This is a genomic window from Streptomyces sp. NPDC087844 (assembly GCF_044742785.1).
Classification (GTDB): domain Bacteria; phylum Actinomycetota; class Actinomycetes; order Streptomycetales; family Streptomycetaceae; genus Streptomyces.
Window position 1 is genome coordinate 1 of record NZ_JBIUVD010000003.1, and the last position, 19,897, is coordinate 19,897.

19 protein-coding genes, 1 rRNA gene and 1 pseudogene are annotated in these 19,897 nt (G+C 69.7%); 7 read left to right on the forward strand and 14 right to left on the reverse strand.

What is annotated here, in order from left to right:
* Together ACIOKD_RS06840 and ACIOKD_RS06845 are read right to left on the reverse strand one after the other, a co-directional pair.
* A 16S ribosomal RNA gene (locus ACIOKD_RS06840) occupies positions 1-182 on the reverse strand; the annotation flags it as partial.
* 623 nt (positions 183-805) lie between these two features.
* A complete protein-coding gene (locus ACIOKD_RS06845; RefSeq protein ID WP_402079280.1) occupies positions 806-1,456 on the reverse strand; it encodes a DNA-3-methyladenine glycosylase in 651 nt (216 codons plus the stop codon).
* Positions 1,457-1,625: 169 nt separating this feature from the next.
* Between ACIOKD_RS06845 and ACIOKD_RS06850 the strand changes: the two genes are divergently transcribed.
* Together ACIOKD_RS06850 and ACIOKD_RS06855 are read left to right on the forward strand one after the other, a co-directional pair.
* Entirely contained in the window at positions 1,626-2,411 is a 786-nt protein-coding gene (locus tag ACIOKD_RS06850; protein WP_402079282.1) for a sporulation protein, read from the forward strand.
* 220 nt (positions 2,412-2,631) lie between these two features.
* Positions 2,632-3,135 (forward strand): HNH endonuclease, encoded by a 504-nt coding sequence (locus ACIOKD_RS06855; RefSeq protein WP_107017795.1) that lies wholly within the window; start codon positions 2,632-2,634, stop codon positions 3,133-3,135.
* A 94-nt stretch (positions 3,136-3,229) separates the two neighbouring features.
* Here the strand turns inward: ACIOKD_RS06855 and ACIOKD_RS06860 are convergent, their stop codons facing one another.
* The 3 genes from ACIOKD_RS06860 to ACIOKD_RS06870 form a co-directional block, all read right to left on the reverse strand.
* Positions 3,230-4,171 (reverse strand): SPFH domain-containing protein, encoded by a 942-nt coding sequence (locus ACIOKD_RS06860; RefSeq protein WP_402079285.1) that lies wholly within the window; start codon positions 4,169-4,171, stop codon positions 3,230-3,232.
* Positions 4,172-4,321: 150 nt separating this feature from the next.
* Positions 4,322-4,753 carry an NfeD family protein gene (locus tag ACIOKD_RS06865; protein ID WP_402079288.1) on the reverse strand — a complete coding sequence of 144 codons (432 nt, stop codon included), beginning with the start codon at positions 4,751-4,753 and terminating at the stop codon, positions 4,322-4,324.
* 86 nt (positions 4,754-4,839) lie between these two features.
* Positions 4,840-5,631 carry an ABC transporter ATP-binding protein gene (locus tag ACIOKD_RS06870; protein ID WP_402079290.1) on the reverse strand — a complete coding sequence of 264 codons (792 nt, stop codon included), beginning with the start codon at positions 5,629-5,631 and terminating at the stop codon, positions 4,840-4,842.
* Positions 5,632-5,765: 134 nt separating this feature from the next.
* Here ACIOKD_RS06870 and ACIOKD_RS06875 point away from each other — a divergent pair, with 134 nt between their 5' ends.
* Entirely contained in the window at positions 5,766-6,554 is a 789-nt protein-coding gene (locus tag ACIOKD_RS06875; protein ID WP_402079293.1) for a hypothetical protein, read from the forward strand.
* A 91-nt stretch (positions 6,555-6,645) separates the two neighbouring features.
* On the opposite strand, the gene ACIOKD_RS06880 is transcribed toward ACIOKD_RS06875, so the two are convergent.
* From ACIOKD_RS06880 to ACIOKD_RS06895, 4 genes are all read right to left on the reverse strand, one after another.
* Positions 6,646-6,885, reverse strand: a complete 240-nt coding sequence (locus tag ACIOKD_RS06880; protein ID WP_402079296.1) for a chaplin — start codon at positions 6,883-6,885, stop codon at positions 6,646-6,648.
* Between the two features lie 193 nt (positions 6,886-7,078).
* Complete coding sequence (gene chpE, locus ACIOKD_RS06885) at positions 7,079-7,324, reverse strand: chaplin ChpE (protein ID WP_402079299.1); 246 nt, start codon at positions 7,322-7,324, stop codon at positions 7,079-7,081.
* A gap of 183 nt (positions 7,325-7,507) precedes the next feature.
* On the reverse strand, positions 7,508-8,149 hold the full coding sequence (locus ACIOKD_RS06890; RefSeq protein WP_402079301.1) for a response regulator: 642 nt from the start codon (positions 8,147-8,149) through the stop codon (positions 7,508-7,510).
* Complete coding sequence (locus ACIOKD_RS06895; protein WP_402079303.1) at positions 8,142-9,287, reverse strand: GAF domain-containing sensor histidine kinase; 1,146 nt, start codon at positions 9,285-9,287, stop codon at positions 8,142-8,144. The genes ACIOKD_RS06890 and ACIOKD_RS06895 overlap by 8 nt, the downstream gene beginning before the upstream one ends.
* Positions 9,288-9,398: 111 nt before the next feature.
* Here ACIOKD_RS06895 and ACIOKD_RS06900 point away from each other — a divergent pair.
* Positions 9,399-10,161, forward strand: a pseudogene (locus ACIOKD_RS06900) (S-adenosylmethionine:tRNA ribosyltransferase-isomerase); the annotation flags it as partial.
* Positions 10,162-10,460: 299 nt separating this feature from the next.
* Positions 10,461-11,168, forward strand: a complete 708-nt coding sequence (locus ACIOKD_RS06905) for a transglycosylase SLT domain-containing protein (RefSeq protein ID WP_402079305.1) — start codon at positions 10,461-10,463, stop codon at positions 11,166-11,168.
* Positions 11,169-11,238: 70 nt separating this feature from the next.
* Here ACIOKD_RS06905 and ACIOKD_RS06910 read toward each other — a convergent pair whose 3' ends face one another.
* A complete protein-coding gene (locus tag ACIOKD_RS06910; protein WP_402079307.1) occupies positions 11,239-13,749 on the reverse strand; it encodes an FHA domain-containing protein in 2,511 nt (836 codons plus the stop codon).
* A 239-nt stretch (positions 13,750-13,988) separates the two neighbouring features.
* On the opposite strand from ACIOKD_RS06910, the gene ACIOKD_RS06915 reads away from it, so the two are divergent.
* Positions 13,989-15,878 (forward strand): streptophobe family protein, encoded by a 1,890-nt coding sequence (locus ACIOKD_RS06915; RefSeq protein WP_402079310.1) that lies wholly within the window; start codon positions 13,989-13,991, stop codon positions 15,876-15,878.
* Positions 15,879-16,007: 129 nt separating this feature from the next.
* Positions 16,008-17,237: a phosphoserine phosphatase SerB gene (gene serB, locus ACIOKD_RS06920; protein WP_402079312.1), complete on the forward strand. Its 1,230-nt coding sequence runs from the start codon at positions 16,008-16,010 to the stop codon at positions 17,235-17,237.
* Between the two features lie 68 nt (positions 17,238-17,305).
* On the opposite strand, the gene ACIOKD_RS06925 is transcribed toward serB, so the two are convergent.
* The 4 genes from ACIOKD_RS06925 to ACIOKD_RS06940 all read right to left on the reverse strand — a co-directional run bounded on the left by ACIOKD_RS06925 (position 17,306) and on the right by ACIOKD_RS06940 (position 19,876).
* Complete coding sequence (locus ACIOKD_RS06925) at positions 17,306-17,821, reverse strand: SixA phosphatase family protein (RefSeq protein ID WP_402079314.1); 516 nt, start codon at positions 17,819-17,821, stop codon at positions 17,306-17,308.
* A 99-nt stretch (positions 17,822-17,920) separates the two neighbouring features.
* Positions 17,921-18,136, reverse strand: a complete 216-nt coding sequence (locus ACIOKD_RS06930) for a hypothetical protein (protein WP_402079317.1) — start codon at positions 18,134-18,136, stop codon at positions 17,921-17,923.
* Between the two features lie 181 nt (positions 18,137-18,317).
* Entirely contained in the window at positions 18,318-18,434 is a 117-nt protein-coding gene (locus ACIOKD_RS06935; protein WP_107017780.1) for an SGM_5486 family transporter-associated protein, read from the reverse strand.
* A gap of 107 nt (positions 18,435-18,541) precedes the next feature.
* Positions 18,542-19,876, reverse strand: coding sequence for a CynX/NimT family MFS transporter (locus tag ACIOKD_RS06940; protein WP_402079320.1), 1,335 nt, complete (start codon positions 19,874-19,876; stop codon positions 18,542-18,544).
* Positions 19,877-19,897: the final 21 nt, after the last annotated feature.

Consider the following 19,897-nt stretch of genomic DNA (forward strand, 5'->3'; position numbering starts at 1 on the left):
GTGGAAGTATCATCCGGTATTAGACCCCGTTTCCAGGGCTTGTCCCAGAGTGAAGGGCAGATTGCCCACGTGTTACTCACCCGTTCGCCACTAATCCCCACCGAAGTGGTTCATCGTTCGACTTGCATGTGTTAAGCACGCCGCCAGCGTTCGTCCTGAGCCAGGATCAAACTCTCCGTGAATGTTTTCCCGTAATCGGGACAACATCATGAGAGCGGAACAGTCAACCGGAATAAGGAAGACTGTTCACAGCGTCCTCGCTGATGCGCCTACCAGGTGTTACCCCGGCAGGACTTTTTCAAAGGAACCTCCACCCACCACGATGTGGTGGACGGGGTATCAACATATCTGGCGTTGATTTTTGGCACGCTGTTGAGTTCTCAAGGAACGGACGCTTCCTTTGTACTCACCCTCTCGGGCTTTCCTCCGGGCGCTTCCCTTCGGTCTTGCGTTTCCGACTCTATCAGACCGTTTCCGGTTCCGATTTCCTCGGTGCTTTCCAGGTTTTCGCTTTCGCGTTTCCCTTTCCGGCGAGTCCGACTCTACCAGACCCTTTCAGGCCCGATTCCCAGTCGGTGGGATTTGCCTATTGACCTTGCGGCCTTTCGACATTCACTACGTTAGCCGATCCCCTCGGCAACTCATAATCGAGTTCCGCGAGTTCGAATTCAGGCACGCGGACATGCTGAATGGACCCTCGCTGAGAGGAAGTCGTAGGTAGTGGGTTGGCCACTTCCGGCTGCTGGCTGAACGCAGTACCCGGTTCAAGCGGCTCGGGCTACGTTACGTATCGCCCAAGGGCGAGTCAAGTTCGGCGGCGGCGAGGGGTGTGGGCCCGATAAGGGCTCACCGTCGGGTCGCTGGTGATCCAGAAGCGCCACGGGTGGACACCTCCGTCGCCGGACACTCCGGTACGCGGACCGCTGAGTACCTGGTCGGAAGGCACAGGGGTGCCGTGGAGAAGGCGCAGCGGTGAACTCTGCGAGGCACATGCGTCCGTGCCGTCGAGGGACCGGTCGACCCCCAGGGCCGTGGCCAGACGGGCCGGGCCTTTGGCCAGTTCTCGGTCGTGTCGGGCCGAAAGTCGACGTTTGCGAGCCACCTCGACACCTTCGGTGATCTCTCCCGCGCGGAGCAGGACCGCGCCAGCCCTGCCCTCCGGGCCACAGACCAGGTTCATGCAGTGCCACATGCCGTAGGTGAAGTAGACGTACACGTACCCGGGCGGACCGAACATCACCGCGTTGCGGGCCGTGGGGCCGCGGAACGCGTGGGAGCCGGGATCGTTCGCGCCGTCGTAGGCCTCGACCTCTGTGATGCGCAGCTCGATCGGATCGGTCGAACCGTCCGGGTCCGTGCGCACGAGTACGCGCCCCAGGAGGTCGGGGGCGACCTCAAGTACAGGTCGGTCGAAGAAGTCCCGGGCGAGGGGCGTACGGTCAGGGGCCGCGATCATGGCTTATGAGCGTACTTCACACGTCCGAGTGCGTGCGGGGTGGTCAGGGAGCGCCCGTTTTGCCAGGGTGAGGGCGCGGAACCGGACCCGGCTGGATCGCGTATGTATGGATCAAGGATCCGATCCGGACCGAACAACAACGGGGCGTTGCCCGAAAGAGGAGAAGACGATGGGGTTCAAGCGGCTGCTTGCGAGCCTGGGTGCCGGTGGGGCTTCGGTCGAGACGGAGCTGACCGAGGTCAACGTCGTTCCGGGCGGTGTCGTCCAGGGTGAGGTGCGGATCCAGGGCGGGTCCGTGAGCCAGCGGATCGAGGGACTGTCGGTCGGGCTGCAGGCCAAGGTCGAGGTCGAGGGCAGCGACGACCAGGAGTACAAGCAGAACATCGAGTTCACGAAGCTCCAGCTCGGCGGTGCCTTCGAGCTCCAGGCCAACGGCGTGCACGCGGTACCGTTCGGTCTTGAGATCCCGTGGGAGACGCCGATCACGAACATCGCCGGTCAGTCGCTGCGCGGCATGAACATCGGTGTGACCACGGAGCTGGCCATCGCGCGCGCGGTGGACTCCGGTGACCTGGACCCGATCAGCGTGCACCCGCTGCCGGCGCAGCAGGCGCTGCTGGACGCCTTCCTCCAGCTGGGCTTCCGCTTCAAGAGCGCGGACCTGGAGAAGGGGCACATCCGGGGCACGCGGCAGAAGCTGCCGTTCTACCAGGAGATCGAGTTCTTCCCGCCGCAGCAGTACCGCGGGCTCAACCAGGTCGAGCTGACCTTCGTCGCGGACGACCGCGAGATGGACGTCGTCCTGGAGATGGACAAGAAGCCGGGTCTGTTCAGCGAGGGCAGCGACTCCTTCCGCTCCTTCCAGGTCGGGCTCAACGACTTCCAGGGCACGGACTGGGCCGCGTACCTCAACCAGTGGCTGTCCGAGGTGGGCAGCCGCCGCAACTGGTTCTGAGTCCGCGAGGCCGCGCTTCTCCGTGGCTTGCTCCCCTCCCGTCGTGCCGTCGTACGCGGCTCCCGCGGAGAGCTGACCTTTCACTGAGTGTTTGCCCGTCCCTGGTCTTGGAATTGATCAGGGGCGGGCATTTTTATTGCGTTGTCCATCTCGGCGTGCCCGGCCAGAGTTGATCCACGCCCGCCAGGTGGTGGGCCGGTGCGCATGGGAGGTGGGCTGGATGCGGGACACGCTGGTGCTGAACGCGAGCTTCGAGCCGCTGTCGACGGTGACGTTGAACCGAGCCGTCGTTCTGGTGCTGCAGGACAAGGCGGTCGTCGAGCAGGCCCACCCCGAACTGCGTATGCGCGGAGCCGCGCTGGACATACCCGCGCCCCGGGTGATCAGGCTCTGCCGTTATGTGCGGGTGCCCTTCCGAAGACAAGCACCGTGGTCGCGGCGGGGTGTGCTGGTGCGTGACCGGCACAAGTGCGCGTACTGCGGTCGGCGGGCGACCACGGTGGACCATGTGGTGCCGCGGGCTCAGGGGGGTCAGGACTCGTGGCTGAACACGGTTGCGTCGTGTGCGGAGGACAATCACCGGAAGGCGGCTCGGACGCCTGACCAGGCCGGGATGCCGTTGTTGCGGCGGCCGTTCGAGCCCACACCGGCGGACGCGATGTTGCTGGCGCTGGGACGGGATGATCTTGAGGCTTTGCCTGAGTGGCTCGCGCAGCCGGCGTGAGCGGGGGTTCGGGGGCGGAGCCCCTGAGACAGTGACGGGAACGAGCAGGGGCTCACCTCTTGTGAGGTGAGCCTCTGTGTGTGTTCGGACGAGGTCAGTCCACTGAGGGCTTTTCTCGGCGTTCTGTGCCGCCGCCGCCCTGTTTGCCGCCCATCGGGCCCATGTTGCCCATGTTGCCCATGGCGCCGCTCAGGCCCTTGAGCGCGTCGCCGATCTCGCTGGGGACGATCCAGAGCTTGTTCGCGTCGCCTTCGGCGATCTTCGGCAGCATCTGGAGGTACTGGTAGGCGAGGAGCTTCTCGTCCGCGTCACCGGCGTGGATGGACTCGAAGACCGTACGAATCGCCTGGGCCTCGCCCTCGGCGCGCAGTGCGGCGGCGCGGGCCTCGCCCTCGGCACGGAGGATCGCGGACTGCTTCTCGCCCTCCGCGGTGAGGATCTGCGACTGGCGGATACCTTCCGCGGTGAGGATCGCCGCGCGCTTGTCACGGTCGGCGCGCATCTGCTTCTCCATCGAGTCCTGGATGGAGGTGGGCGGCTCGATCGCCTTGAGCTCGACGCGGTTGACGCGGATGCCCCACTTGCCGGTGGCCTCGTCGAGGACACCGCGCAGGGCCGCGTTGATCTCCTCGCGGGAGGTCAGGGTCCGCTCCAGGTCCATGCCGCCGATGATGTTGCGGAGCGTGGTGACGGTGAGCTGCTCGATCGCCTGGATGTAGCTGGCGACCTCGTAGGTCGCGGCGCGGGCGTCGGTCACCTGGTAGTAGATGACGGTGTCGATGTTCACGACCAGGTTGTCCTGGGTGATCACCGGCTGGGGCGGGAACGGCACGACCTGCTCACGGAGGTCGATGCGGTTGCGGATCGAGTCGATGAACGGGACGACGATGTTGAGTCCCGCGTTCAGAGTCCGCGTGTAGCGGCCGAAGCGCTCGACGATGGCGGCGCTGGCCTGGGGAATGACTTGGATGGTCTTGATCAACGCGATGAAGACCAACACCACCAGAATGATCAGGACGATGATGATCGGTTCCATCGTGGCTCCCCGTACCCTTCTCCGCCTCGGTGCTTCCGGAAAATCTCGTGACTGCCGAAGATCTCGTAACTGTCGAGGATCTTGCTGGACGAGTGTGTCAGACCACAACTCGCCACGTGCGACGTTCCGTTCACTGGACGCCTCGGGAGGTCACAGAACGATCGCCGTGGCTCCCTCGATCTCCACGACATCCACTTCCTGGCCCACGTCGTAGGCGCGTGTGGTGTCGAGCGAGCGTGCGGACCAGATCTCGCCCGCGAGTTTGATCCGGCCTCCCGAACCGTCCACTCTCTCCAGGACGACGGCCTGCTTGCCTTTCAACGCGTCGATGCCCGAGGCCAGTTGGGGCCGTTGGGCCCGATGCCGGGCCGCCACGGGCCGTACCACCGCGATGAGCGCGACCGAGACGGCGGCGAAGACGACGACCTGGAGGACCACACCGCCTCCCAGCCCCGCGGTCACGGCACCCGCGACGGCGCCGACGGCCAGCATTCCGAATTCCGGCATCGCGGTCACGACCAACGGGATTCCGAGCCCGGCCGCGCCGATCAGCCACCACACCCATGCGTCGATGTCGTTCACATGGTCATGGTAGGTCCGCGGGTCCCGTCCCCGACAGGGCGCCGACCCTGTTGGGACGGGTGTTTCCGGTTGTCAGGAGAGGTTCGTCAGGACAGCGGGAGGCCTTGGGCGGTCCAGCGGTCTCCGGTTTGGCTGACGACGAGCGGGAGGCCGAAGCACAACGAGAGGTTGCGCGAGGTGAGTTCCAGTTCCAGGGGTCCTGCCGCGAGCACCTTGCCCTGGCGGATCATCAGGACGTGGGTGAAGCCGGGGGCGATCTCCTCGACATGGTGTGTGACCATGATCATGGAGGGGGCGATCGGGTCGCGGGCGAGGCGGCCGAGACGGCGTACGAGGTCCTCGCGGCCGCCGAGGTCGAGGCCGGCGGCGGGCTCGTCGAGGAGCAGCAGCTCGGGGTCGGTCATCAGCGCGCGGGCGATGAGGGTGCGCTTGCGCTCGCCCTCGGAGAGCGTGCCGAACCTGCGGTCCACGAACTCGGTCATCCCGAGGCGGTCGAGGAAGGCGCGGGCGCGCTGCTCGTCGACGTCCTCGTAGTCCTCGTGCCAGCCGGCCGTCATGCCGTACGCGGCGGTCAGCACCGTCTGCAGGACGGTCTGGCGCTTGGGGAGCTTGTCGGCCATGGCGATGCCGGCCACGCCGATCCGCGGGCGCAGCTCGAAGACGTCGACCTTGCCGAGGGTCTCACCGAGGATGGTGGCGGTGCCCTGGCTGGGGAAGAGGTAGCTGGAGGCGAGGTTGAGGAGGGTCGTCTTTCCGGCGCCGTTGGGTCCGAGGATGACCCAGCGCTCGCCTTCCTTGACCGACCAGGAGACCTGGTCCACCAGAGCCCGGCCCTCTCGGACCACGGATACGTCCTCAAGCTCCAGTACATCGCTCATGAGCGCGCTGTCTCCCATTGCAGTCTCGGCCGTCGCTGACGTCTGTGGACGCAGCCCCCAGGGAAAACCTACGCCACCGGTCCACCCGTCCAATCCATCGGCCGGTCCTTAAGCGGTTCCTTAAAGTGGGAGGCATGCTTTCGGAACCACGTTCAGGACGGTTGGCGGCATGGGGAAACGCACTGTTGGCCGGATTGGTCTCACCGGATGACGCAGTCGTCGCCATTGTCGGTGAGGACGCCGTGCACCGGGTCGCCGGGCTGCCCGGCGAGACGGGACCCGTCGGGCTCTCGCTCGCCCTGGGGCGGCTGCGCGCGCTCGGGGCGACCGGTCTGCGGGTCGCGCTGCCCGCGCCGGGGCATCCGCTCGGGCTGAGCGGTCCGCCGGATTTCAACGCGCGCGCCCTGGAGGCCGAGGAGGCCGTCGTCTGTCACGGGGTCGGTCTCGGGCTCGTGCCCGAGGTGTACGAGGCCGGGCCCGACGGTGATGTGCATGTGGAGGTCGGCTGGCACTGTCTGCCGGTGCGCGAGGCGCCGCCCGCCGATGTGCCGTCCCTCGGGGAGGCGGAGCGGGAGCTCGCGGAAGCGCTGCGTGACGCGACCGAGGTGCTGTCGCGGCTCGATGTGGCGGGCTCGGGCCCGGTCGCCGAGGCGGCGCTCGACGCGTACCGGGCACGGGCCGAGCGGGACGGCGAGGTACTCGCGCCCGGCTACCCGCCCAGAGCGGTGCGGGTGTTGGCGCTGTCCCGCCGTGTCGGGCTGCTGGTCTCGGTGGCGTACGGCAACGGGCACGGCGGGGCCGTCAGCGCATCGGAGATGGCCGCGCGCTCGGAGGCGCTGCGCCCGGTCGAACGGACGGCCAGGCGGGCTCAGGTGGCGGCGTACAACGCGTTCGTGGAGGAGCGGGAGCGCGGGGTGCGCTGAGGGCCGGACCCGGGTGCGGACGGGCAACCCCGGGAAAGGCCGAGGGCCCCGCGGTCCGTGTGGTCCGCGGGGCCCTCGGTCGGGCGGAACGTCAGTCGTTGACGCCCTCGTTGCCGAAGGTCGGGTTCAGGAGTCCGATCACATTGATGCTGTCTCCGACGAGGTTGACGGGGACGTGGATCGGGACCTGGATCGCGTTGCCCGAGGCGACGCCCGGTGACTTCACGGCAGCGCCGTCGGCCTCCGAGTCGGCGACAGCGGCACCGGCCGAGGCACCCGCTGCGATACCGGCGACGGTGACGGCCAGGGCGGCCTTCTTGGCGATGTTCATGAAAAGCGTTCCTCCTGCGATTGCGTATCCGGCCCTGCCGCGGGCCGTAGCCTGAGCAACGTCCGCGGGGTGTGGACGGCACGGCGGGTGAGCGCGTTCTGCCCGTTCGGGCCAGTGGTCCGACCAGCCGAAAAACGGACCGGCCTCCCAGGCGAACCTGGAAGGCCGGTGGTCACTTGCCCCGGGGCGTACGTCAGCCGTTGAAGCCGTGGTTGCCGAACGCCGGGTTCAGGACGCCGATGACGTTCACGGTGTTGCCGACCGCGTTCACGGGGATGGCGACCGGGACCTGGACGAGGTTGCCCGAGGCGACACCCGGCGAGCCCACGGCCTTGCCGGCGGCGTGCGCACCGTCGGTGGCGGAGGCGAAACCGGCACCGGCGGCAACGAGGCCACCGGCCACCATCGTGACGGCAGCGGCCTTCTTCAGGTTCTTCACTTCTGAGCCCTCTCCTTGTGAACCACTGCGGCAAAGCGCCGCAGCACGCACTGGAGAACGGCGGCGACCGAAGAAGGATGCGCCATCCGGGTGACATTCCCACTACGGTATGAATCTCAGTCCGGAGGGAGACCCTCCGCATTGCCGTGCCGAAGGCCGGCCGCCGTACGGATCAGCAGGTCATCAGCCCGCCACACCGTGGCGTACGGCCCACAGCGCGGCCTGGGTGCGGTCGGAGAGGTCGAGCTTCATCAGAATGTTCGAGACATGCGTCTTGACGGTCTTCTCGGAGAGGACGAGGGCGCGGGCTATCTCGCGGTTGGAGCGGCCGTCGGCGATCAGGCCGAGCACCTCGCGCTCCCGCTCTGTGAGCGAACCGCCTCTCCCCTGGGTGTAGTTGGTGCCCTCCTGGGACAGCAGGGCACCGGCCACCTCGGGCTGCAGCAGGATGTGCCCGGCGTGGACCGAGCGGATGGCTCCGGCGAGCGCGTCCGGGTCCACGTCCTTGTAGACATAGCCCGCGGCGCCCGCGCGCAGGGCCGGGATCACCGTGCGCTGCTCGGTGAAGCTGGTGACGACGAGCACGCGCGCGGGGTTGTCCAGTTCGCGGAGCCTGCGCAGGGCCTCCACGCCGTCCATGCCCGGCATCTTGACGTCCATGAGGACGATGTCGGGCTGCAACTCCTCGGCTCGGGCGACTCCTTCGGCGCCGTCGGACGCCTCCCCCACGACCTCGATGTCGTCCTGCACCTCAAGGAAGGTGCGCAGTCCCCGGCGGACGACCTGGTGGTCGTCGACGAGCAGCACCTTGATTGCGTCAGCCACCAGGGACCTCCATCTCGATCGTGGTGCCCTTGCCGGGCGCCGATTCCACGGTGAGCTCGCCACCGACGCCGTTGCTCCGGTCGCGCATGGAGACCAGACCGAGGTGGCGTCCCGCGCGGCGGGTCGCCTTGGGTTCGAAGCCGCCGCCGTCGTCCGTGACGCGCAGGACGGCACCCGGACCGCGCTTCTCCACGGTGACGTCGACGCGGGCCGCGCCCGAGTGCCGCAACGCGTTGTGCAGCGCCTCCTGGGCGACCCGCAGCATGGCCTCCTCCTGGGCAGCGGGCAGCGCGCGGACACCGCGGCTGTCGAAGGTCACGCGCGCGGAGTGGGCCCGGTCGAGGACCTGTATCTGGGTGCGCAAGGTGGCGACCAGGCCGTCCTCGTCGAGGGCGGCGGGGCGCAACTCGACGACCGCGGCGCGCAGTTCGTCGGCGGCCTCGGCGGCGAGGGCGGCGACCTGCTGGAGTTCGCCCTTGGCGCGGCCGGGGTCGCGGTCCACCAGGGCCGCGGCGGCCTGGGCGGTCAGGCGCAGGGAGAACAGCTTCTGGCTGACGGCGTCGTGCAGTTCGTGGGCGAGGCGGGAGCGCTCCTCGGCGATGGTCAGCTCACGGCTGCGCTCGTACAGGCGGGCGTTCGTGAGGGCGATCGCGGCGTGCTGGGCGAGGATCCCCAGGAGTTCCTCGTCGTCCTCGGTGAAACCGCAGCCGCCTTCCGGCTCGGGGCAGGTCTTGTTCGCGAGGAAGAGGGCGCCGATGACCTCGTCGCCGTCGCGGATGGGCAGGCCCAGGAAGTCGGACATGTCGGGATGGGCGGCGGGCCAGCCCTCGAAGCGCGGGTCCTTGCGGACGTCGGCGAGGCGCTCCGGGCGGGCCTCGTGCAGCATCGCGGCGAGGATGCCGTGCTGGCGCGGGAGCGGGCCGATGGCCTTCCACTGGGCGTCGCTGACACCGTCGACGACGAACTGGGCGAAGCCCCCGTGGTCGTCGGGGACCCCCAGAGCCGCGTACTGCGCGTCGAGCAGTTCGCGGGCGGAGGCGACGATCGTCTTGAGGACGTCGCGCACCTCCAGGTGCCTGCTCATGGCCAGCAGCGCGGTGCTCACCGCGAGCAGGCCCGACCGGGGTCCATGACTCATGGCCTCACGGTACCGGCGGGGTGTGACAGCGCGTATCCGCCTTGCGGCGCCCCCGGCCCGGTCCGCCGGACCTAGGGCGAAGGACCCCCGCGCACTGCGGCCCGCGCATGAGGCGGCGACGGTCTTCGGGTTCCTATGTCGAGGACAGCCGCCCGGAGCGGCGGGGGCGGGCCCGCGGGGGCGGAGGCGCGGTTGCCGGGGAATGTACGGCTCGTACTGGAGGAGCCGCTGTCCGGGCGGAGCGCGGCTGCGGTGGGGGCGGGTCTCGGATGCCGACGTGCCGGGGCTGCTGCAACGGCACGGGAGGCCCATTCGCTACTCCGCTACGGACCGGGACCAGCCGCCGGCCGCGTACCGGACCGTTTTCGCGCTGCCGTCCGCCGACGGGGCGGGGAGCGTGGAGACGCCGAGCGCGGCGCGGCCCTTCACCGCGCGGCTGGTGGCGGAGCTGGTGAGCCGTGGTGTGCGGTTCGCGCCCGGCACCCTGCACACGGGGGTCGCCTCGGCCGAGGCGCACGAGCCGCCGCACCCGGAGCGCTTCACGGTGCCGGAGACCTCGGCGCCGCTGATCAACGCGGCGAAGGCCGGCGACGGCAGGGTCATCGGGGTCGGCACCACGGCCGTACGCGCCGTGGAGTCGGCGGCAGGTCCCGACGGGCCGCTCACCGGGCTGCACGAGCCCGAGGCCTCGCATCTGCTGATGCTTGAGGTGATCGCCGGTGAGGTGGCCGTCGACCGCGGGTACGAGGACGCGCTGCGCGGGCGCTGCCCGTGGCACGAGTGCGGCGACGTGCACCTCATCCTCCCGGAGGACCTGCCGAAGACCCTCGCGGAGAACCTTCACACAGAGGATCGCCTCAGCAACTGCCGGTGAGTCCGAGCCGCGTCCGGTGTGAGCCCGCACATAGGGCGCACATCACGTACGAAGGGGCATAGGAGACAACTGGACTCCCGGTGAGCGGGGCAGACGTAGAGATCTGTCCGATTTGCCCCTTGGGGGTCCACTACCCGAGGTCGTACGTCACACCTTTGCCATCGAAAATTCGGGCCGCTAACAATGGCTCCCGTCGCTCGATGCCGCAGGTGCTTACCCACGGCGTCAGATCCGGAAACACTTTCTGTCCCCATCGGATCGAGAGCGGCCTCCGCGCTATTCGAAGAGGTCCTCCAGCCATGCCCAAGCAGCACAGCATTCCTGGTCGCATCCCCGCCATGACCAAGGTCCACAAGTTCTCCTTCGCCGGTGTCGCCACGCTCGGCGCCGCCGCCCTCGCGTTCTCGCTGGCTCCCGCCGACACGAAGGCGAGCGCCGACTCGGTCTCCGCCGCTCCGGCCGCGTTCTCGTCACAGCAGCTGAAGGTCAGGACCGTCGGCCTCAGCGGCCAGCTGGCCGACGCCCAGGCCGCCGCCGCGAAGAAGAAGGCGGCCGACGCCGCCGCCGCGAAGAAGGCCGCGGAGGCCGCCGCGACGAAGAAGGTAGCGGACGCCCGCAAGGCGAAGGAGGCCGCGAGCCGGTCCGCCCAGCGTGCCGCGGTCAAGCCGGTCGCCGCGAAGACCTACGCGAACAACCTCGACGGCTGGATACGCCAGTCGCTGGACATCATGAAGAAGCACGGCATCCCGGGTACGTACGACGGTCTGCACCGCAACATCATCCGGGAGTCCTCGGGCAACCCGAACGCGATCAACGGCTGGGACATCAACGCCATCAACGGCGTCCCGTCCATCGGTCTGCTGCAGGTCATCAAGCCGACCTTCGACGCGTACCACGTCGCCGGCACCGCCTACAGCCAGTACAACCCGGTCGCCAACATCACCGCCGCCGCCAACTACGCGGCGGACCGCTACGGCTCGATCGACAACGTCAACAGCGCGTACTGAGGCCTGCGCGGACCTCTGCCCGTACGTCGAGAAGGGCGGCACCCCACCGGGGTGCCGCCCTTCGCGCGTGCTACTTGCGCATGACCTCCGGCTCGTGGCGGCGCAGGAAGCGGGCCACCAGGAAGCCGCAGACCGCGGCGAGGGCGAACAGGGCCGTCATGTCCAGGACCCAGGTCAGCACCGTGTGATCCCAGAGGGGATCGGTCTCGGCCGTGTTGTGCGGGTTGATCTTGTTGAAGTCGAGCGTGGAGCCGGCGGCGCCGACCGCCCAGCGCGACGGCATGAGGTACGAGAACTGGTTCACGCCGATGGCGCCGTTCAGCGGGAACAGGCACCCGGTGAACACGACCTGGATGATCGCGAACATCACCAGCAGGGGCATGGTCTTCTCGGCGGTCTTCACCAGCGAGGAGATGACCAGGCCGAACATCATCGAGGTGAAGCCGAGCGCCATGATCGGCAGGGAGAGTTCGAGGGCGACCGCGCCGCCGATGATCAGGCCCTTGTCGGGGATGGTCCGGCTCATGAAGCCGATCGCGCCGACCAGCGCGCCCTGGAACATGGTGATGGCGCCGAGGACGATCACCTTGGACATCAGATACGCGGAACGCGACAGACCGGTCGCGCGCTCCCGCTCGTAGATGACCCGTTCCTTGATCAGCTCACGGACCGAGTTCGCGGCACCCGCGAAACAGGCGCCGACGGCGAGGATCAGCAGCACGGTCGCGGCCGTGCTGTTCGGCACGGGCAGGCCGTTCGGCTGCAGTCTCTCGTTCACCAGCAGCGTCTTGTCCGGCTCGATGAGCAGGCTGACCGCGCCGAGGACCGCCGGCAGGATCACCGTCAGGGCCAGGAAGCCCTTGTCGGACGCGATGACCGAGACGTACCGCCGGACCAGTGTGCTCAGCTGGGAGAGCCAGCCCTGGGGCTTCGGCGGCCGCATCGACTGCGGCGGCGGCATGTGTACGGACTGCGGGGCGACCGCGTCGATGTCCGCGGCGTACATCTGGTAGTGCTGCGAGCCCTTCCAGCGGCCCGCCCAGTCGTAGTCGCGGTAGTTCTCGAAGGCGGAGAAGACATCGGCCCAGGTGTCGTAGCCGAAGAAGTTCAGTGCCTCCTCGGGCGGACCGAAATACGCCACGGAACCGCCGGGCGCCATGACCAGAAGTTTGTCGCAGATGGCCAGTTCCGCCACGGAGTGCGTGACGACGAGCACCGTACGGCCGTCGTCGGCGAGGCCGCGCAGCAGCTGCATGACATCGCGGTCCATGCCCGGGTCGAGACCGGAGGTCGGCTCGTCCAGGAAGATAAGCGACGGCTTGGTCAGCAGCTCCAGGGCCACCGAGACGCGCTTGCGCTGGCCACCGGAGAGGGAGGTGACCTTCTTCTCCTTGTGGACGTCGAGCTTGAGCTCGCGCAGCACCTCGTCGATCCGGGAGTCGCGCTCCTGGGTCGTGGTGTCCGCGGGGAAGCGCAGCTTGGCCGCGTACTTGAGGGCCTTCTTTACGGTCAGCTCCTTGTGCAGGATGTCGTCCTGCGGGACCAGACCGATGCGCTGACGCAGCTCGGCGAACTGCTTGTAGAGGTTTCGGTTGTCGTAGAGGACGTCACCCTCGTTGGCGGGGCGGTAGCCCGTGAGCGCCTTCAGGAGCGTCGACTTGCCGGAGCCGGAGGGGCCGATGACCGCGACGAGCGACTTCTCCGGTACGCCGAAGGAGACGTCCTTGAGGATCTGCTTGCCGCCGTCGACCGTGACGGTCAGGTGGCGGGCCGAGAAGGAGATCTCACCGGTGTCGACGAACTCCTCAAGGCGGTCGCCCACCAGGCGGAACGTCGAGTGGCCGACGCCGACGATGTCGTTCGCGCCGAGCAGCGCGGAGCCGCCCTTGGCGATCGGCATACCGTTGACGAACGTGCCGTTGTGCGAGCCGAGGTCACGGATCTCGTAGCGCCCGTCGGGCGTCGCGTGGAACTCGGCGTGGTGCCGCGAGACCTGCAGGTCGGACACGACCAGCTCGTTCTCCAGCGCACGGCCGATACGCATCACGCGGCCCAGCGACATCTGGTGGAACGTGGTCGGGCTGCGGTCCCCGTAGACCGGCGGCGCCCCCGCGGCGCCGCCGGAGCCCTGCTGCGGGATGTGGCCGCCCTGCTGCCCCTGCGGCGACTGCTGCCAGCTCTGCTCCGGCGCCTGCGGCGTCTGCGGAGTCTGCTGGGCCCAGGCGGCCGCGGGTGCGCCCTGAGCAGCGTACGGCTGCTGCTGGGGCTGTGCCTGCGGTGTGGTGGCCGCGGCGCCCGTCAGGCTCAGTCGTGGTCCGTCGGTCGCGTTGCCGAGGTGCACGGCCGAGCCGGGGCCGATCTCCATGTGATGGATCCGCTGCCCCTGCACGAATGTGCCGTTGGTGCTGCCGTGGTCCTCGATGACCCAACTGCGGCCGCCCCAGCTGATCGTGGCGTGACGCCAGGACACCCTGGCGTCTTCGAGCACGATGTCTCCCTGCGGATCGCGTCCGAGGGTGTAAGGCCTGGACGCTTCGAGCGTCCAGGTCCGTCCGTTCAATTCCAGTACGAGTTCTGGCACTCCATGCCCCACTGTGTTGTCCCCCGATGTACCCCCAACACAGGGAGTCTAGGGATGTCGAACATCGTGGGGAACTATTTCAGTAGGAGGCCCCTGACCGAAAGCCGGGCCTCTCGAAGACCGACTACGGGCGCCTTGTCCGTTTCCATTGACGGGGTTGAAACCGGACCGGAGAGTGGTAATCCCACGCGAGGGGGACACCGCGGCCGAGGTGTCGCGGGTGCGGAGTCGGGGGGCTGATGATGAGCGACGGGTCCGTGGGACACGGCAGGCGCGTGCCGCTGGGGGATGTGCTGCTGTCCTCGATCGCCGCCGTGAGCTGGGTGTTGACAGGCATGGCGGGCGTGGCGGCGCTCGGGCTGCATCTGCTGGGTGCCGACGAGACGGCCTCGCTCGGGCCGATGACCGCGGCGCTCGTGGCGCTCGGGGCGGGTGGTTCGGTGACGCCTTCGGGCGATATGTCGGCGTTCGGACTGGAAGGCGCGCAGGCCGACACCGCCCTCCAGATCACGCCACTCGGAGTGAGCCTGGTGGGCGCGCTGCTGCTGTCCTGGTTCTTCCTGCGCTCCCTGCGCGGGGCGGGCGCGGTGATCGCGCCCGCCGAACTGCTGGCGCGGGCGGGCACGGTGGCCGCCCTCTTCGTGGCGATGCTCGGGGGCCTCGCCTGGGCGGGACACGACATCATCACGATCGACGGCGGTTCCCTCGGGCTGGACAAGCTGCCGGGCGGCGGGGTACCCGACGACGTGGAGGTGCCCGGACTCGGCGACATCGGCGGTCTGCTGCCGGACCGGCTCGGGGATCTCGCGGACGCCGACGCGAAGGTCGGCTTCACCGTCGACACCGTGCCGACGCTCCTCGGCGGTCTGGGCTGGGTGCTCGGCGTCCTGCTGATCGCGCTGCTGGCCTCGCGCAGGACCCCGCTGCCGGGCGGCTGGACGGCGGTGCACCGCCTGGTGCGGCCCGCGGTGTCCGCGCTGGTCACGGTGTTGCTGGTGACGGTCCTCGCGGGCTTCGCGGCGGCTGCGTACGCGGCGGTCGGCGACGACCACCCGAAACGGATCGCAGGCGCCGCCCTGCTCGGGGCGCCCAACGGCGTGTGGCTCGGTATCCCGATCGGTCTTCTCGTGCCGTGGGACGGGACGGCCACGGGTCCGTTCCTGCAGTTCCTGCCGGATCCCATGGACGACCTCCTGAAGTTCTCCGACAAGCCCGTGACCCTGAGCAGGCTGGCCGAACTGGACAGCCGGGTCTGGCTGCTGGGGGTCGCGGCGGCCCTGGCGATGCTGTTCGCGGGCGTCCTGACCGCGGCCCGCACTCCGTTCGTACGGGAGCGGGGCGTCCTCGGTTTCGCGGCTCGCTGCGCGCTGCGGCTGGCGGTCGTGACCGCGCTGGTGCTGCCGTTGCTGGGCCGGCTGACGGAGGTGTCCGTGGACGCCTCGCTGTCCGTGCTCGGTATAGACGCGTTCGACTCCGGGATCGAGTTGCGAGGACAGCCCGGCATGGCGCTGCTGCTCGGGGCGCTGTGGGGCGCGGTCGCGGGGGCGGTGGGCGCGCTGCTGGCGTGCGCGTCGGGTGCCGCCGGGCGGCAGGCGGCGCCGCCGGCACGGGGTGACGGGGACGCGGGCGCAGTCGCCCCGGAAGCCGTCGCTCCGTACACGGAGGTGGCCGGGCAGACGGCCGGGCAGGCGGCCGGGGAGGTTGGCCCCTACCGCCCCGGGACACCGTTCCGGCCGGCGAACCCCGAGACCAATCCCTATCTGCGGCTGCCCGACGAGTTACGGCAGTCCGGGCCCGGGCGGCGCCCCGGCCCCCAGTCCCCCGGCGGCCCCAGGCCCCCGGGGACGCAGTCCCGCGACCCCGGCCCCGGCGGCCGGCCGCGGCCTCCTGGTGGGCAGGCAGGGCCTCGTAGGCAGGCTCCCGGCGGCGGGCAGCCGCCGGGCGCGCGTCCGCCCGACGACGACGTGTACGGGGCGCAGACAGTGATCGGCCCCTTCCCGCCGTCGCCCCGTCCGGGGCCTCCCGGGTCCGGGCCCCGGCGCCGTCCCCGCTCGTCGCAGGACGGGCCGCATCCGCCGGACGAGCCGCCGCCCCCGCCTCCGCCCCGCAAGCCGGGCGGGCGCCGCTGACCGGAAGCGGGCGCGGGGCCGACGCCGCCCGTGAAGGCCCGGGGCCCCCGGGCGACATGTACTGTTCCCTGTCCGTCAGGCGGACCTCGGGGGCATTCGGCACGGAGTGCCGGATACGGTGTAAGCACCATGAGCGCATCACAGACCCCTGATGTCCCCACTGATGTCCCCACCGATGTCCCCACTCTCCTCGTCAAGATCTTCGGCAAGGACCGTCCCGGTATCACCGCCGGGCTCTTCGACACCCTCGCCGCCTACTCGGTCGACGTGGTCGACATCGAGCAGGTCGTCACCCGTGGCCGGATCGTGCTGTGCGCGCTCGTGACGCATCCGCCGGCCGGTCTGGAGGGGGATCTGCGCGCCACCGTGCACAGCTGGGCGGACTCGATGCGGCTGCAGACCGAGATCATCTCCGGTCACGGCGACAACCGCCCCCGCGGGCACGGCAGGTCGCTGGTGACCGTTCTCGGGCATCCGCTCACCGCGGAGTCGACGGCCGCCATCGCCGCCCGGATCACCGGGGCCGGCGGCAACATCGACCGTATCTTCCGGCTGGCCAAGTACCCCGTGACCGCGGTCGAGTTCGCGGTGTCCGGTACGGAGCCCGAGGAGCTGCGGACCGCTCTGGTGACCGAGGCCGCCGCGCTCGGCGTCGACATCGCGGTGGTCGCGGCCGGGCTGCACCGGCGGGCCCAGCGCCTGGTCGTCATGGACGTGGACTCCACGCTCATCCAGGACGAGGTCATCGAGCTGTTCGCGGCGCATGCCGGCTGCGAGGCCGAGGTCGCCGAGGTGACGGCGGCGGCGATGCGGGGCGAGCTGGACTTCGAGCAGTCCCTGCACGCGCGCGTGAAGCTGCTCCAGGGGCTCGACGCCTCCGTGGTGGACAAGGTGCGCAGCGAGGTGCGGCTGACACCGGGGGCGCGCACACTCATCCGCACGCTGAAGCGGCTCGGCTTCCAGGTCGGTGTCGTCTCGGGCGGCTTCACCCAGGTGACGGACGATCTGCGGGAACGGCTCGGGCTGGACTTCGCCCAGGCCAACACGCTGGAGATCGTCGACGGGAAACTGACGGGCCGGGTCATCGGCGAGATCGTGGACCGGGCGGGCAAGGCGCGGCTGCTGCGCCGGTTCGCCGCGGAGGCGGGCGTACCGATCTCCCAGACGGTGGCGATCGGCGACGGGGCCAACGACCTGGACATGCTCAACGCGGCCGGTCTGGGGGTCGCCTTCAACGCCAAGCCGGTGGTGCGCCAGGCGGCGCACACCGCGGTGAACTTCCCCTTCCTGGACACGGTCCTCTACCTGCTGGGCGTGACGCGCGAAGAGGTCGAGGCGGCGGACATGCACGTGGACTGACAGACCTCCGACAGGGACGGGGCCCGGCACCACGATGGTGCCGGGCCCCGTCCGCGCTCAGGGTGTGTTCACTCGGACGGGTCCCAGTAGTCGAGCAGCGTGGCCGCGCCGGGCTCCAGGCTCTTCCACGAGCCGGTGAAGGAGAGGACGGCGAACGCGGCGGGGTGGAACTCGCGGCTCACCCCTTCCTTCGCGTCGGCCTCGGACCGGCCGGCCAGGATGTCGGCGAGGCCCTGCACTCCGGGGTTGTGGCCGATCAGGAGGGCGTTCCGCGCGTCGTCCGGGGTTTCGTTCAGCACGGCGATCAGCTCGCCCGGGGAGGCTTCGTAGAGCCGCTCCTCGTAGACCGTTTTCGGCCGGTGCGGCAGTTCCTGGACGGCGAGCTTCCATGTCTCGCGGGTCCGGGTCGCGGTGGAGCAGAGGGCCAGATCGAAGGGGATGCCGGTGTCGGCCAGCTTGCGTCCGGCGACGGCGGCGTCCTTGCGGCCCCGCTCAGCCAGCGGACGCTCGTGGTCGGGCACTTCGGGCCAGTCGGCCTTCGCATGCCGGAAAAGGACAATCCTGCGGGGTTCTGCGACGCTCATGGGTCCCAGCTTCGCATGAAATACGCCATGGGGCGCAGGGAGTTGATGCGCTGCCCCACCACGGGGCGCGGGGAGCTCACGAGCCCTGGTGCGGCACTCTCAGGAGCCCTGGTGCGGCACCATCTGCTGGATTCGCTCGAAGAGGCTGCCGACCGCCGGGGCCGTGCCCGCCGCGTGGGCGTCAGCGGGGTTCAGTATCAGCAGCAGGAGCGCCGCGAAGGCGAGCGCGGGGAGGAGAAGCGCCCACCAGGGCAGTCGCGTATCGACGCCGCGCCCGGTCGCCGGGTGGGGCGGGGTGTGCGTTGGGGCCGACATGCCGCCTCCGTGGGGCTTCGAGTGGTCCGTGGTCCGCGTCCTCGCGGTCACATCTCGAAGGTACGGACTCGGGAGCCCTCAACCCATCCGGTGATCCACCCACTTGACCCTGACACTCGCCCCCTAGGGGACGGGGGGATAACCCCACCATTCGCTCCCGTGAGGGCGCGGCGGAGCCCGGTCAGGGTGAGGCGATGGAGGCGATGACGCCGATGACCACGAAGATGAGGAGGAACGCGCCGAAGACGAGCAGCATCTTCTTCTGGCCGTTCTTGGGGTTCGGATCGAGCACGGGCATACGCCCAGTCTCGCACTCTTCGCCCGGCTCCTCACCGGTGGGGTCGGTGCCCGGGGGCGGTCGGCGGGCGGGCCGGGGCGGTCACCGTGCGGGCCTGGAGCAGGCGGTCACCGCGCGGCCTCGTCCTCCACCGTGCGGTCGCGGCCCGCCAGGACGCCCACCACGATCTGCGGGACCAGCAGGCCCGCCATGAGCGCGATCGGCAGCCCCCAGCCGCCGCTGTGCTGGTAGAGCACGCCCACCAGCAGCGGGCCGGGGATCGAGATGAGATAGCCGGTGCTCTGCGCGAAGGCCGAGAGCTGCACGACTCCCGCTCCGGTCCTGGCCCGCATGCCGACCATGGTGAGGGCCAGCGGGAACGCGCAGTTCGCGATACCGAGCAGCAGGGCCCACGCCCAGGCGCCGGCGGCCGGGGCGAGATAGAGCCCTCCGTAGCCGGCGAACCCGCAGAGGCCGAGGGCGACGACGATCGGCCCCTGGTGGGGCAGCCGGGTGGCCAGCCGCGGTATGACGAAGGCCAGGGGCACGCCCATCACCATCGTGACCGCGAGCAGCAGTCCGGCGGTGCCCGCAGGGACACCGGCGTCCCGGAAGATCTGCGCCATCCAGCCCATCGTGATGTACGCGGCGGTGGCCTGCAGCCCGAAGAAGACCGCGAGTGCCCAGGCGGTACGGCTGCGGGTGATCCGCAGCGGGGCGGCCTCCTGACGCGCTCCGGGGGCCGTGGTCGAGTCCGGGGCGCCGGCGGAGGCCGGGGCCCGGGTGGCGGCGCTCTCGGCGGACAGGGGCGTGCCCTTGGCCCGTACCAGAGGGATCCAGGGCAGGACGGCGACGGCTGCGAGCGAGGCCCAGACGGCGAGGCCCGACTGCCAGTTCCCGCCCAGGGCCCGGGTCATGGGCACGGTGACGGCGGCCGCGGCGGCGGTGCCGAGAGCGAGGGCCATGGAGTAGAGGCCGGTCATGGTGCCGACGCGGTCCGGGAACCAGCGCTTGACGATCACCGGCATGAGGACGTTGCTGACGGCGATGCCCATGAGGGCGAGGGCGCTGGCGACGAGGAAGCCCACCGTGCCCCCGACGAAGGGCCGCAGCACCAGACCCGTGCCGATCGCGAGCATGCCGGCGCAGACCACCGCGGCGGCTCCGAAGCGACGGGCGAGGCGCGGCGCCATGACGCCGAAGACGGCGAAGCACAGCGGCGGTACGGAGGTGAGGAGTCCGGCGACGCTCCCGCTCATGCCGAGGCCGTCGCGTACCTCTTCCAGGAGGGCGCCCAGGCTGGTGATGGCGGGGCGCAGGTTGAGGGCCGTCAGGACGATGCCGGCGATCACGAGACGCGTCATCCACGCGCGCGTGGGGGGCGTACGGAGGTCCGCGTCCTGCGCGGAGCTGCGTATCGGTATCGGTGGGGACACGGTCGTCCGGGTTTCCTCGCCAGTCATGAACCCCATCATAGAATCATG